The 13386-nt window shown below is 70.8% G+C and carries 12 protein-coding genes; 8 read left to right on the plus strand and 4 right to left on the minus strand.

The genetic code is table 11. The features are described 5' to 3' along the window. Positions 1–81 precede the first annotated feature (81 nt). Positions 82–1662 (plus strand): DUF222 domain-containing protein, encoded by a 1581-nt coding sequence (locus ACRVYW_RS07940; RefSeq protein WP_431803395.1) that lies wholly within the window; start codon positions 82–84, stop codon positions 1660–1662. Between the two features lie 100 nt (positions 1663–1762). On the opposite strand, the gene nucS is transcribed toward ACRVYW_RS07940, so the two are convergent. Both nucS and ACRVYW_RS07950 read right to left on the minus strand, forming a co-directional pair. Beyond that, positions 1763–2458, minus strand: a complete 696-nt coding sequence (nucS, locus tag ACRVYW_RS07945; protein ID WP_431803397.1) for an endonuclease NucS — start codon at positions 2456–2458, stop codon at positions 1763–1765. 39 nt (positions 2459–2497) lie between these two features. Next, entirely contained in the window at positions 2498–3676 is a 1179-nt protein-coding gene (locus ACRVYW_RS07950) for an MFS transporter (RefSeq protein ID WP_431803852.1), read from the minus strand. A 169-nt stretch (positions 3677–3845) separates the two neighbouring features. On the opposite strand from ACRVYW_RS07950, the gene ACRVYW_RS07955 reads away from it, so the two are divergent. The 7 genes from ACRVYW_RS07955 (at position 3846) to mnhG (ending at position 11294) form a co-directional block, all read left to right on the plus strand. Next, entirely contained in the window at positions 3846–4892 is a 1047-nt protein-coding gene (locus ACRVYW_RS07955) for a LacI family DNA-binding transcriptional regulator (protein WP_431803399.1), read from the plus strand. Between the two features lie 77 nt (positions 4893–4969). Further along, a complete protein-coding gene (locus tag ACRVYW_RS07960) occupies positions 4970–7936 on the plus strand; it encodes a Na+/H+ antiporter subunit A (RefSeq protein ID WP_431803401.1) in 2967 nt (988 codons plus the stop codon). Then, on the plus strand, positions 7933–8505 hold the full coding sequence (locus tag ACRVYW_RS07965) for a Na(+)/H(+) antiporter subunit C (protein ID WP_431803403.1): 573 nt from the start codon (positions 7933–7935) through the stop codon (positions 8503–8505). The genes ACRVYW_RS07960 and ACRVYW_RS07965 overlap by 4 nt, the downstream gene beginning before the upstream one ends. After that, positions 8505–10070 (plus strand): Na+/H+ antiporter subunit D, encoded by a 1566-nt coding sequence (locus ACRVYW_RS07970; RefSeq protein ID WP_431803405.1) that lies wholly within the window; start codon positions 8505–8507, stop codon positions 10068–10070. The genes ACRVYW_RS07965 and ACRVYW_RS07970 overlap by 1 nt, the downstream gene beginning before the upstream one ends. Continuing rightward, positions 10067–10651, plus strand: a complete 585-nt coding sequence (locus tag ACRVYW_RS07975; protein WP_431803407.1) for a Na+/H+ antiporter subunit E — start codon at positions 10067–10069, stop codon at positions 10649–10651. The genes ACRVYW_RS07970 and ACRVYW_RS07975 overlap by 4 nt, the downstream gene beginning before the upstream one ends. Continuing rightward, a complete protein-coding gene (locus ACRVYW_RS07980; RefSeq protein ID WP_431803409.1) occupies positions 10648–10917 on the plus strand; it encodes a monovalent cation/H+ antiporter complex subunit F in 270 nt (89 codons plus the stop codon). Before ACRVYW_RS07975 ends, ACRVYW_RS07980 begins: the two co-directional genes overlap by 4 nt. Then, positions 10914–11294, plus strand: a complete 381-nt coding sequence (gene mnhG / locus ACRVYW_RS07985; RefSeq protein ID WP_431803411.1) for a monovalent cation/H(+) antiporter subunit G — start codon at positions 10914–10916, stop codon at positions 11292–11294. The genes ACRVYW_RS07980 and mnhG overlap by 4 nt, the downstream gene beginning before the upstream one ends. Positions 11295–11315: 21 nt before the next feature. Here the strand turns inward: mnhG and ACRVYW_RS07990 are convergent, their stop codons facing one another. Beyond that, a complete protein-coding gene (locus ACRVYW_RS07990; RefSeq protein ID WP_431803413.1) occupies positions 11316–12755 on the minus strand; it encodes a phytoene desaturase family protein in 1440 nt (479 codons plus the stop codon). Further along, positions 12752–13321 (minus strand): SRPBCC family protein, encoded by a 570-nt coding sequence (locus ACRVYW_RS07995; RefSeq protein WP_431803415.1) that lies wholly within the window; start codon positions 13319–13321, stop codon positions 12752–12754. The genes ACRVYW_RS07990 and ACRVYW_RS07995 overlap by 4 nt, the downstream gene beginning before the upstream one ends. Positions 13322–13386: the final 65 nt, after the last annotated feature.

Raw genomic sequence — 13386 nt, forward strand, 5'->3', positions numbered from 1 at the left:
CGCCGACCGCATCGATGAAATATTCGAACCTATTCGCGTCGCGGCATTGCTATTTATGTTCGATTCCGAGATGATGGGGGTATGACGTTTCTCGGTGATCTTCGCGACGGTGTGGCCCGTCTTGCGATGTTCGCTGAGCTGGACTGCGACGTGGTGGGGTTGGCCGCGGGGGCGGGATGCCTGAGTGATGCGTCGGTGCGTGACGCGTTCTCGGCCGTCGCGGCGCTGTCGCGGGAGGTGCAGAAGCTGGAGGTCGTGCTGGCCGGGGTGATCGCCCAAAGGTCGGCGCGAGCGGCGGGGCATGGCGGCCTCGCGCAGGGTGGGGGTTTCCGGGGGCCGGTGCAGATGATCCAGGAGATCACCGGAGTCTCGCGGGGTGACGCGGTGCGGGCGGTGAAGGTGGGGGAGGCGGTCGTGGCGGGGTTCGCCGGTGCCGGTGATGACGGTGCGGGTGGCGACGGTGCGGGTGGCGGTGACGGGGGTTCGGGCGAGGATTCGTCGCCGGTGCGTGTGGTGCCGTGGCATCAGCCGCTCGGGGACGCGTTGCTGGCGGGGGTGGTGACGCGGGCGCAGGTGGATGTGATCCGGCGGGGCCTCGGTGAGCCGCCCCAGGTCGTGGGGCGTGCGGACGACGAGGTCCGCGAGGTGTGGCGGGTCGCCGCGTCGCAGCTGATCGACGAAGCGCCGAGCTGCACGGTCGAGGATCTCGCCGCGTCGGCGCGGGCGGTGCGGGACGCGCTGGACCCCGCGGGAGCTGAGGCGCGGTGGACGGAACGCTATGAGGCGCGGTCGTTCCGGATGCGGACCGACGCCGACGGCACCCGCCGCGGATACCTCGTGTTCGACGATGCGACCGCCGCGTTCTGGGAGTCCGTGATCGCCGCCGCGCTGCGCCCACGCCGCGGAGGACCCCGGTTCATGACCGATGAGGAACGCGCCGCCGCGGACGAGCTCCGTGAGGACCCGCGAACGAACGACCAACTCGCGTACGACCTGCTCACCGATCTCGTGCAGGTCGGGGCGACCGCGAACGAGACCGACGTGTTCGGGGCGCGGCAGGCCGGGGTCAGAGTCGTCACCATCGCCGGTGCTGTGGGCGAGGCGGATGCCGATGGGTCGCTGTTCGGCCGGCTCCTGCGCGGCGGGCGGGGTGGCGCCGATGACACGGCGCAGACCGGGCACACCGAGGATGGAGCGACGACGTTGCCGGGAGCGATGGTCGAGCGGATGGTGTGCAACACCGGCATCGTGCCCCTCACTGTCGACGCGTGCGGCAACCCCCTCGATCTGGGCCGGGAGCAGCGACTGTTCAGTCCCGCCCAGCGTGTTGCCCTTGCAGCGCGCGACGGCGGATGCGTGTGGCCGGGCTGCGACCGGCCGCCCGCGATGACCGAAGCCCACCACATCGACGAGTGGGTGAAGGACGCCGGCCGCACCGACATCGACCGCGGCGTGCTGCTGTGCGCGTACCATCACGTCCATCTGCACGTCAGCGGGATGCGCATCGTCCGCGACGGGAAGGAGCGTTTCCTGCTCCTCCCACCGCCCGGCGACACCGACACCCCGATCGAACTGCGCTCGAAGTCCCCGCTGCGGTGGATGTTCGACCCACCCCCACGCACCCCTTGGCGCGCACCCCGCGCAGCAGCACCCACTCGTTGAGCGAGCGCGGCGAGTCGGCGTGACACGCACTCGCTCTCCGGGCACTGCCCGGTCGCCCCGCGAGCGCAGCGAGTCGAGACGCCCGTCTCGCGAGCGGAACTCAGAAGAGGCGCGGGGCGCCCGACTCGGTGCCCTTCATGTCCTCGTAGTCGAGCGTGACGCAGCGGATGCCGCGGTCACCGGCGAGCACCTTCGCCTGCGGCTTGATCTCCTGGGCCGCGAAGACCCCGCTCACGGGCGCGAGGTGCGGGTCGCGGTTCAGCAGCGCGAGGTAGCGCGTCAACTGCTCGACGCCGTCGATGTCGCCCCGGCGCTTCACCTCGACGGCGATCGTGCCGCCCTCGGGGTTCCGCAGCAGCAGGTCGACCGGGCCGATCGCCGTCGGGAACTCGCGGCGCACGAGCGTCAGCCCGTCACCGATCACCCCGACCTGCTCGGCGAGGAGGCGCTGCAGATCGGCCTCGACGCCGTCCTTCTGCAGCCCGGGGTCGACGCCGAGCTCATGCGATGAATCGTGCAGCACCTCGTAGATGCGGACGAGCAAGGCATCCCCGGTCTTCGCGTGCGTCACCCGCCAGTGCTCGCGCACACCTGCCGACGCCGACTCGTCATCGGGCATCTCGACGGTGAGGGTACAGGGCGGGCTCATCCAGTTGAGTGGCTTGTACGATCCGCCGTCGGAGTGCACGAGCAGCGATCCGTCTCCCTTGTGCACGAGCAGGCGCGTCGCGAGCGGCAGATGCGCGTTGAGACGGCCGGTGTAATCCACGGAGCAGCGGGCGATGACAAGACGCACCCGTCGAGTGTACGCGGGGCGAACGCAGGGCGGAGCGGCTCAGTGACCGCCGCGGCCGACCTTCGAGCCGGCGATCGGGCGCGCCGCCCCCGAGGCCAACCCGCTCATCACGATGAGGCCGACGATGATCCACAGGGTGGGCAGGATGCCGATCTGGTGGCTGATCCAGCCGAGCACCGGCGGGCCGCACAGGAATGCCACGTAGCCGATCGTCGCCGCCGCCGACACGGATGCCGCGGCCTTCGTCGGATCGTCGGCCGCCGCCGACATCCCCAGCGGGAACCCGAGCGACGCACCCGCTCCCCACAGAGCGACACCGACGAACGCGAGCGGCAGGTTGGGCGCCAGGATGAAGATCGCCAGGCCCACGCCCGCCGTCACCGCGAGGACCCGCAGCGCCCACACGCGTCCGATGCGGTCGACGATCGGGCCGCCGATCGCACGGAACACCGTCATCGACACCGAGAACACCGTCAGGAAGATCGCGCCGGTCGCCTCGGTCTCGCCGTGGCCGTCGACGACGGCGATCGTCAGCCAGTCGTTCGCGCTGCCCTCGGCGAACGCCATGCCGAGGATGATCGCGCCGATCGCCCACGTCCGCGGGTCGCGCCACACCGCGAGCGACGCCATGATCCGCTCACGCCGGGTCGAGACGGGAACCCCGGCATCCTCCGCCGAATCGGTACCGGGCGCGTGCGACGGAACGAAGCGCAGCGCGCCCGTCGTCACGACGATCCAGACGAGCGCGACGACACCGAGATGCCACGAGACGCCGACCTTCCAGGCCGCCATCGCGACGCCGATCCCCGCGCCGGCGACCGTGCCGAGACTGAAGAACGCGTGGAACAGCGGCATGAGGGTGCGCCCGAACGCCTGCTCGACCGCCGCCGCCTCGACGTTGATCATGACGTCGGTCGCGCCGAAGCACAGACCCATGAGCGCGAGGCCCGTCGCCGCGAGGGCGTAGGAGCTCAGGGCGTCCACGCCGAGCGCGGCGAGCAGCAGCCCGATCGCGACGCCGACGACCGTGACCGACAGACCCCGCTTCGCGCCCCAGCGCGCGACGATCACGTTCGCGAGCATGACGCCGGCGAGCGACCCCGTGCCCATCGCGAACAGCAGAACCCCGACTTCGAAGTCGTCGATGCCGAGGTTCGACTTCACCGCGGGAAGGCGCGATGCCCAGGATGCGAACGTCACCCCGCACAGCAGGAACAAGGCGAAGACCGCGGTGCGCCACTGTACGAGCCGAAGGCGGTCGGCCGCGCCGGCCGCGAAACTGCCGGGCGTCGCGGCGTCACGCGCGACGGGGGCATCAGGAGAAGTCACCTCGGCAGTCTACCGAATCGATTCGACGCGCGGGAACGGGCCGCGTTACGATGCAGGGGTGACCACACGCCGGGCGACCATCTCCGACGTCGCCCGCGAGGCGGGCGTCTCGCCCTCGACGGCATCCGTCGTGTTCAGCGGCAAGACCCCCGTCTCCGACGCGACGCGCCAGCGCGTCATGGAGGCGGCGACGACCCTCGGCTACACCGGACCCGACCCCCGTGCCGCCTCGCTGCGTCTCGGACGCAGCGGCATCGTGGGCGTCGTCGTCGGGTCGAGCCTCAACTACATGTTCCTCGACCCCGTGCAGCGCCTCATGATGGACGGGCTCGCCGAGGCCGTGGCCCCTCTCGGCGCGGGACTGCTGCTCCTGCGCAGCCACAGCGACATCGAGAACGCCCCCACCATCACCAGCGCCCCTCTCGACGCCGCCGTGCTGATCGGCTGCGACGCGCCGCTGCGCGACTCGCTCGAGACCGCGCGCCAGCGCGGCCTTCCCATCGTCGTGATCGAGGGGGATGCCGGGCCCGACGTGCCGCAGATCCTCCTCGACAACCGTGAGGCGCAGCGCACCGCGGCCGAGCACCTGCGCTCGCTCGGCCACGAGCGGGTCGCGATCGTCACCCTCCGCGCGAGCAGCGACCTGCGCGGCGGGTGGCTGCGGGACCGGTCCGACATCACCATCGACGTCACCCGCGAGCGCCTCGACGGCGCGCGCGATACGTACCCGGATGCCCCGGCGCTCGTCACCGCGGGCAGCTCGATCGATCAAGGACTCGCCGCCGGACGCGTACTCTTCGCCGACCCGGGCAGGCGCCCCACCGCCGTCATCGCGCAGAGCGACCTGCTCGCGGCGGGCGTCATCCGCGCCGCCGAAGAGGCGGATCTCCGCGTCCCCGAGGACGTCAGCGTCACGGGCTTCGACGGCGTGCCGGTCGACGGTCTCGCCCCTTACGAGCTCACGACGCTCGTGCAGGCGCCGACCGACAAGGGGCGCGCCGCCGGCGCCGCGGTCGCCGCCATGCTCGAGGGCGACCAGCCGGCATCCGTGCTGTTCACCTGTACGTTCCGCGTCGGGAATACGACAGGACCCGCCCAGGTCTGACGCGGCGGCGCGGACGCCGGGCGCGCACGGCACGGGTAGACTGTGAGTCCGACCCCCGCGACCGTCAGGAGGCCCGTTTGCTCGTGCTCCTGGCTGCGTTCGCGGCCCTGCCGCTGACGTTGCCGTGGCTCGTGGGCAGACTCGGACCTCGCGCGTTCTACATCGCGGCCCTCGCCCCCGCCGCCGGATTCGTGCACGCCGCGATCCTCACCCCGCAGGTGCTCGCGGGCGACACCCCGACCGAGTCGGTGACGTGGATCCCGCAGCTGCGCCTCGACATCTCGATGCGGATGGACACCCTCGGGTGGCTCATGGCGCTCATCGTCACGGGCGTCGGCGCCTTCGTCATGCTCTACTGCCGCTGGTACTTCGACGGCAAGAAGGACGGCGTGGGCCTGTTCAGCGCCACGCTCCTGGCCTTCGCGGGCGCGATGTACGGGCTGGTCCTCACCGACGACCTCATCATGCTCGTGATGTTCTGGGAGATCACGAGCATCCTGTCGTACCTCCTGATCGGCTTCTATCACTGGCGCGGCGCCAGCCGGCGCGCGGCTCTGCAGGCGCTCCTCGTGACAACCCTCGGCGGGCTCGTGATGTTCGTGGGTGCGGTCATCTTCGTCGTGCAGGCGGGGACGAACAGCCTCTCGCAGATCCTCGCCGACTACGCGGCACCGGGGTCGGCCCTCGCCGCGAACCCGATCATCGACGTCGCGATCGTGCTCCTGCTCGTCGGCGCGCTCAGCAAGTCGGCGATCTTCCCGTTCCACTTCTGGCTCCCCGGCGCCATGGCCGCGCCGACTCCCGTCAGCGCGTACCTCCACGCCGCCGCGATGGTGAAGGCCGGCATCTACCTCATCGCCCGCGTGGCGCCGTTCTTCGCGCTCGCCGCCCCGTGGCGCCCCATCGTCATCACGCTCGGCGTCTTCACGATGCTCCTCGGCGGCATCCAGGCCCTGCGCGAGACCGACCTCAAGCGCATCCTCGCGTTCGGCACGGTGAGCCAGCTCGGCCTCCTCACCGCGATCCTCGGCTACGGCACGCGCGACGCGGCTCTCGCGGGCATCACGCTGCTGCTCGCCCACGCCCTCTTCAAGTCGTCGCTGTTCCTCGTCGTCGGCGTCATCGACCGCCAGCTCTCGACGCGAGATATCAACGAGCTCTCCGGCGTCGGGCGGCAGGCGCCCACGCTCGCGACGGCGGCGACGCTCGCCGTGGCATCCATGGTCGGATTCGTCCCCATGCTGGGATTCCTCGGCAAAGAGGCGGCGCTCTCGGCGCTGCTCGAGTCGAACGGCGAGCCCTGGGGGACGATCGCCCTCGTCGGCATCGTGGTGGGCTCGGTGCTGACGACCGCGTACGGCCTGCGCTTCCTGTGGGGCGCGTTCGCGACGAAGAAGGATGCCGACGGCACGCCCCGTCCGAAGACCGCGTGGCCCGACCCGCCGCTGGGCTTCCTCGCCTCGCCCGTCATCCTCGCGACGCTCTCGCTGCTGCTCGGTTTCGCCGCGCCCTGGCTCGACCGAGCACTCAGCGGCTACGCCGACCAGGCCGCGCCGGGAGAGTACCCGTACCATCTCGCGCTCTGGCACGGATGGGAGCCGGCGCTCTTCCTCTCGCTCGGCAGCATCGCACTCGGTGTCGTGCTCTTCGCGTACGCGCGGCGTACCGGGAAGACCCCGCGACGCCTGCTCACCTTCACCGCTGCCGACGTTTACAACCTGAGCCTGCGCGGCCTCGCCCGCCTCGCAGTGTGGACGACGACCTTCACGCAGCGCGGGTCGCTCCCGGTGTACGTCGGCACGATCTTCGTCGTCTTCGTCGCCGCGGAGGGGACGGCGCTGCTGGCCAGCCCGCAGTGGCGCATGGAGTTGGATGCCTGGCAGACGCCGTGGCAGCTGGTGGTCGCCCCCATCATGATCATCGCCGGCCTCATCGCGGTGCGTGCCCGCAAGCGTTACACCGGCGTCGTCCTCGTCTCGGTGACGGGGCTCGGCATGGTGATCCTGTTCGCGACGAGCGGGGCCCCCGACCTCGCCCTCACGCAGGTGCTCATCGAGACGGTCACCCTCGTGGCCTTCGCGCTCGTCCTCCGCCGCATCCCCGCCCGCCTGGGCGAGCACAACGCGTCGGTGTGGCCCGTCGCCCGCGCGGTCCTCGCGATCGCGGTCGGCGCGACGATGGCGATGGTCGCGATGGTCGCGACCGGGGCGCGCATCCACGAGCCGATATCCACGGCCTTCCCCGAGCTCGCGTACGACATCGGCCACGGCAAGAACGTCGTCAACGTCGCCCTCGTCGACCTGCGCGGCTGGGACACGATGGGTGAGCTCTCGGTGCTGATCCTCGCGGCGACCGGCGTGGCCTCCCTCGTCTTCGTCACCCATCGCTCCGACCTGCTCTCGCGGGCGATCTCGCCCTTGCCGACCGGCCTCACCCGCACGCGTCGGCCACTCGTCGAGACGGCCGCCGGCCCGCGGCCGCGGGCGAGCGCACCGGACTCGACCCGGCAGGCCTGGCTCGTGGGCGGGGCGCGGGTGCGACCCGAGAATCGGTCGATCATGCTCGAAGTGGTGGTGCGCATCCTCTTCCACTCGATCATCGTCGTGTCGATCTACCTGCTCTTCGCGGGCCACAACCTCCCCGGCGGCGGCTTCGCCGGAGGCCTCGTCGCCGGTATGGCGCTCGTCATGCGCTATGTCGCGGGCGGTCGCTACGAGCTCGGCGCCGCCGCGCCCACGGACGCCGGGCGCCTGCTGGGCGCGGGCATGACGCTCGCGATCGGGTGCGCGGTGATCCCCCTGCTGTTCGGCGCGGCGCCCCTCACGAGCTACTTCTGGGAAGCCGACATCCCCGTGCTCGGACACGTCGAGTTCGTGACGTCGACGATCTTCGACGTGGGCGTCTACCTCGTGGTCGTCGGGCTCGTGCTCGACGTGCTGCGCTCGCTCGGCGGCGAGGTCGACCGACAGGCGCAGGAGCTGCGTGAGGCACAGGCATCCGGTGCGTCGCCCGCTGTCTCTCCGCGGGGGGTGAGCGCCCCGTGAGCGTCTCCGTGGTCCTCATCATCATCATGGGCGCCCTCTTCGCCGCCGGCGTCTACGCGATGCTCGAGCGAAGCCTCACGCGCGTGCTGATCGGCTTCCTCCTGCTCGGAAACGCCGCGAACCTCTTCCTGCTCGTCGTGATGGGGCAGCCCGGGATCGCCGCCTTCTACGGCGACGGCGATCCCTCGGAGATGAGCGACCCGCTGCCGCAGGCCCTCACGCTCACGGCGATCGTCATCACCTTCGCGGTCTCGGCGTTCCTGCTCGCCCTCATCTACCGTTCGTGGCAACTCGGCCAGGCCGACACCGTCACCGACGACGAGGCCGACATCGCCGTGCGCGACCGCGCGATCGCCGACGAGGAGGCGATCGACGACGAGACGGCGATCGAAGACGAAGACGACGACGCCACGACCGACTTCCTCGGAACGGACACCGCCCCCATCACCGTGCTGCACCACCGCGACTTCGACGGCATCCGAGACGACGCCCCCACCGACCGCCCTCGCACCCGGCACACGGGCGACAGCGACAGCGGATCGCATGACGAGCGGGGAGGGGAGAGCTGATGAGCGCTCTCGTTCCCCTCCTCGTCGCGCTGCCCCTGCTCGGCGCGGGCGTCGCGCTGGTCTTCGGTCGACAGCGGCGGGCGCAGGTGATCATCTCGATCGTCACGCTGACGCTCGTCCTCGCGATCGCCGCCGTGCTGCTCTACGCGGTCGACTCGACGGGCGATGCGATCGCCGTATCCGTGGGCGGATGGCCGGTGCCCTACGGCATCGTGCTCTACGTCGACCGGCTCGCGGCGCTCCTCGTCGTCGTCTCGAGCATCGTGCTGCTCGCGGTCCTCCTGTACTCGGTCGGTCAGGGCGCGGCCGACGGCGACGACGATACGCCGGTGTCGATCTACCACCCGACGTACCTCATCCTCGCGGCGGGCATCTTCAACGCGTTCATCGCCGGTGACCTCTTCAACCTGTACGTCGGGTTCGAGATCCTCCTCGTCGCCTCGTACGTCCTCATCACCCTCGGGTCGACCGAATCGCGCATCCGAGCGGGCGTGGTGTACATCGTCGTCTCGCTCGTCTCGTCGATCCTGTTCCTCGTCGCGATCGCCGCGATCTACGGCGCACTGGGCACGGTCAACATCGCGCAGATCTCGGAGCGGATGACGGAGCTGCCGCAGTCGACGCAGCTGGTGCTCCATCTCATGCTGCTCCTGGCCTTCAGCATCAAGGCGGCCGTCTTCCCGCTGTCGTTCTGGCTGCCCGACTCGTACCCCACGGCGCCGGCGCCCGTCACCGCGGTGTTCGCAGGCCTGCTGACGAAGGTCGGCGTCTACGCGATGATCCGCACCGAGACACAGATCTTCCGCGACAACGACGTGAACACGCTGCTGTTGATCGTGGCGCTCGCGACCATGATCATCGGCGTCCTCGGCGCCGTCGCCCAGGCCGAGCTCAAACGCATCCTGTCGTTCACGCTCGTCAGCCACGTCGGCTATCTGGTCTTCGGCCTCGCGATCGCGACGCCGCTCGCCCTCGGCGCGACGATCTACTACATGGTCCACCACATCATCGTGCAGACCACGCTGTTCCTCGCGGTCGGGCTTGTGGAGCGTCGGGCCGGGTCGACATCGATCCTCAAGGTCAAGGGACTCATGCGGGCGGCCCCGGTGATCGCGGTGCTCTACTTCATCCCCGCCGTGAACCTCGGCGGACTGCCGCCGTTCTCCGGCTTCATCGGCAAGTACGCCCTCTTCGATGCAGCCGCCGAGGTGGGTACCCCGATCATGTATGTGCTGATCGTCGGCGGCATCATCACGTCGCTGCTCACCCTGTACACCCTCATGCGCGCGTGGAACCTGGCCTTCTGGCGTGAAGACGACGACCACGCCGACGAGCAGGCCGTGGTCGGACGCATCGAGTACCTCGGCGATGCGCCGGCCGCCGACGAGCAGAACGAGCGCCGCGTCATCCCGCGGATCATGACGGCGACGACCGCCGGCATGGTCGCCGTCACGCTCTCCCTGACGGTCTTCGCCGGCCCGCTGTACGCCCTGTGCGCGAACATCGGCGAAGCGCTCATGCACCCGGTGTCGCTCGTCCAGCTGCAGCAGGAGGCCGACCGATGAGCCCCACTGCCAAGGCCGTCCTCACCTCCGTCTGGCGCCAACTGCCGTTCTTCCTGTGGCTCATCGCCCTGTGGATGCTCCTGTGGGGGCAGTTCACCGTGCTCGCCGCGCTCACGGGCCTCATCGTCGCGATCTTCGTCACGCGGGTCTTCCGTCTGCCCCCGGTCGAACTCTCCGGCAGGGTCAACCTCTGGTACGGGTTCGTGTTCATCGCGACCTTCCTCCTCGCACTGGTCCGCGGCTCCCTGCTCGTGGCCTGGCAGACGGTCAACCCGACGCGCTACCCGGGTGCGGCGATCATCGCCGTGCCGCTGCGCACCGACGACGACCTGATCATGGCGCACGTCGGCGTGACGGCATCCCTCATCCCGGGCTCGCTCATCGTCGACGTCGACCGCGACCGGCGCATCCTGTACCTGCACGTCATCGGCGTGACATCCGACCGAGACGTCGAGAATCAGCGCCGCGCCGTGCAGGGGTGGGAGTCGCGCATCGTCCGCGCCGTCGGATCGCGCGCACAGCTCGAGGCGATCGGACGGACCGGGGCCCAGTCACCCCGTGAAGGGGGTGCAGGGGTGTGAACGCGCTCATCGTCGTCATCTACATCGTCTTCGCGATCGCGGGCCTGCTGACGCTGTGGCGGATCATCGTCGGGCCCTCGATCCTCGACCGCGCCGTCGCCTCGGACGTGCTCTTGACGCTCGTCATGTGCGTGCTGGGCGCCGACATGGTCATCAATCACCACATCCGAAGCCTCCCGGTGCTGTTGATCATCGCCGCCGTCGGCGTGTTCGGCTCGATCGCCATCGCCCGCTTCGTCGCACGAAGGGACAACACCGACCGATGAACGAGATCCTCGACGCCGTCGCGCTCATCCTGGTGCTGATCGGCGCCCTTCTGTGCCTCACCGCCGCGATCGGCCTGCTGCGCTTTCACGACGTGCCGACCCGGCTGCACGCGGCGACCAAACCCCAGGTGCTCGGTCTCATCCTCATCTGCATCGCCGTCGCCCTCTCGCTGCGCTCGTGGCAGGTGGTGGCCCTGCTCCTTCCGATCGTCGTGATCCAGCTCGCGACCGCACCGCTGTCGGCGCACATGGTGGGCCGACAGGCCTACCGCAACGGGACGCTTGATGAGACGTCGCTCTACATCGACGAGCTCGCCGAGTCGCGGCGCACACCCCCCGCCGAGTCGCGGCGCACACCCCCCGCCGCGGGCGGCTGAGCGGTCGACTCTCGGCGGAGATCAGGGTGCCAGCGACGGCATCCTTCCGACGCCGAACTCGCGGCGCAGCACGCTGCGCGCCGCGAACCACCCCGACTGCCCGTGGACGCCGGGACCGGGAGAGGTCGAGGCCCCCGTGAGGTAGATTCCGGGCATCGGCGTGACCCACGGCTCGGGACTCGCGACGGGGCGTGCCAGCAGCTGGCGGAACGTCGCCGCGCCCGCGCCGATGTCGCCGCCGACGTAATTGGGGTTCTCGTCGGCGAGGTCTTCGGCGCTCCAGCTGCGTGAGGCGACGATGAGATCGCGGAAACCGGGTGCGTGACGCTCGACGGTCTCGATCACCGCCTCGGTGCGGTCGAGGGTCGAGCCGGTCGGGACGTGCGTGTACGTCCAGAGGGAGTGTCCGCCGGCGGGCGCTCGCGAGGCGTCGAAGGCCGACGGCTGCGACACGAGCACGTAGGGGGATGCCGGATGCCGCCCGGCGAGGACCGCGTTCTCGCTCGCCGCGATCTGCGCGCGCGTGCCGCCGAGGTGGATCGTGCCCGCGCCGGCCAGACGCTCGTCGGCCCACGGCACCGGTCCGGAGAGGGCGAACTGCACCTTCGCGGCGCCGCTCCCGTAGCGGAAGCGCTCCAGCCGGGCGCGATAGCCCGCCGGCATCCGTCCGCCCGCCAGGCGGATCAGGGCGCGCGGGGTGACATCGAGGACGACGGCACGCGCGGTGAGCTCCGAGGTGCTCCGCACCTCGTGGTCGGTGACGATCTCGCCGCCGTGAGCGCGGAGGTCTTCGGCGAGGGCGTCGGAGATCGCCTGGCTTCCGCCGAGCGGGATCGGCCAGCCCGCGGCGTGGGCGTGGGCCTGGAGGGCGAGCCCGGCAGCCGCGCCCACGAGGCTCGGCTGGTGCATGATCGCGTGTGCGGCGACCCCGGTGATCATCGCCGGCGCCGTCTCCTCGGCGAAGCCCGCGTTCCACAGGGGCGAGCCCTGCAGGAGCGCGCGGATGCCGAAGCGCGCCAGCACGACGGGGTGTGGGGGGACGCGCAGGAGCGGGGAGCCGGTGAAGCGGGCGACCTCGCGCGCGCGCTCGGAGAGGGGACCGATCAGGCGCCGGTACGCGGCGCCGTCGCGGCCGAGAGAGTCGACCGTGCGGTCGAGGTCGCGGTACGCGAGGCCCGAGCGACCGCCGGGCAGCGGATGCGCGAACGAGATGTCGGGGGTGACGAAGTCGACGCGGCGGGAGAGCCCGAACGCCCGGAAGAAGGGCGACGCGACCGCGAGCGGGTGGACGGCGGAGCACGTGTCGTGTCGGAAGCCGGGGGCGACGTCCGCGGCGGTGCGCGCGCCGCCGCCGAGCGTGGACATCCGCTCGTAGACGCGCACCGACAGGCCAGCACGGGCGAGGGTCACGGCCGCCGCGAGAGCGTTGGGACCCGATCCGACGATCTCGACGTCGGTCATGCGCCCGTCCCGCGCTCGGGGTGCGCATCCCGGGCGATCGTCACGTCGGCCACGGCATCCGGTTCGGAAAAACCCTGCTCGGGTCGCGGGACGGCGGTGCGCGCCGTGTGCTCGCCGGCTTCTCGCTCGCGCCGCCGACCCTCGCTGAGATACGCGAGGCGCCGCAGGGTCTCCTCGTTCCGGAAGTGCAGGAGCGGCGCCCAGAGGAAGCGGGGAACGAAGCGCATCGCGCCCGACACCGGCTCTTCGCCCATTCGCACGACGCAGCCGTCGCCTCGGGGCTTCACGTCGATCACGACGACCGCTCGGCCGAGCGGACCCGCCTTGGCGCGCAGGCGCACGCGCTGCGTCGGCGACCACTCGACGATCTGCGTGTCGTCGTCGAAGAGGATCGGCCACGCGCCGAGAGAGTGATGGATGTGCGACCCCTCGGCCGGCCACTCCGGATCGACGGCGCGCATGCGGGATGCGCCGACCACCCACGCAGGGTAGAGCCATCCGTCGCCGAGGACGGCGAACACGTCCTCGGGGGTGCAGTCGAACAGTCGAACGCTCGCGGTCGCCATGGGGCGAGCCTACGTGAGCGGTGCGATCGCGTTCCGGGGTTGACAGCCCCCGGTCATTCGCTGCG

Source organism: Microbacterium sp. bgisy203 (assembly GCF_965345155.1).
Taxonomy (GTDB): domain Bacteria; phylum Actinomycetota; class Actinomycetes; order Actinomycetales; family Microbacteriaceae; genus Microbacterium.

Bases quoted from the DNA above. Each gene is read 5' to 3' on its own strand.
- ACRVYW_RS07940 (WP_431803395.1), top strand. From the start codon at position 82: ATGACGTTTCTCGGTGATCTTCGCGACGGTGTGGCCCGTCTTGCGATG.
- ACRVYW_RS07970 (WP_431803405.1), top strand. From the start codon at position 8,505: ATGAGCGCTCTCGTTCCCCTCCTCGTCGCGCTGCCCCTGCTCGGCGCG.
- ACRVYW_RS07975 (WP_431803407.1), top strand. From the start codon at position 10,067: ATGAGCCCCACTGCCAAGGCCGTCCTCACCTCCGTCTGGCGCCAACTG.
- mnhG (WP_431803411.1), top strand. From the start codon at position 10,914: ATGAACGAGATCCTCGACGCCGTCGCGCTCATCCTGGTGCTGATCGGC.
- ACRVYW_RS07990 (WP_431803413.1), bottom strand. From the start codon at position 12,755: ATGACCGACGTCGAGATCGTCGGATCGGGTCCCAACGCTCTCGCGGCG.
- ACRVYW_RS07995 (WP_431803415.1), bottom strand. From the start codon at position 13,321: ATGGCGACCGCGAGCGTTCGACTGTTCGACTGCACCCCCGAGGACGTG.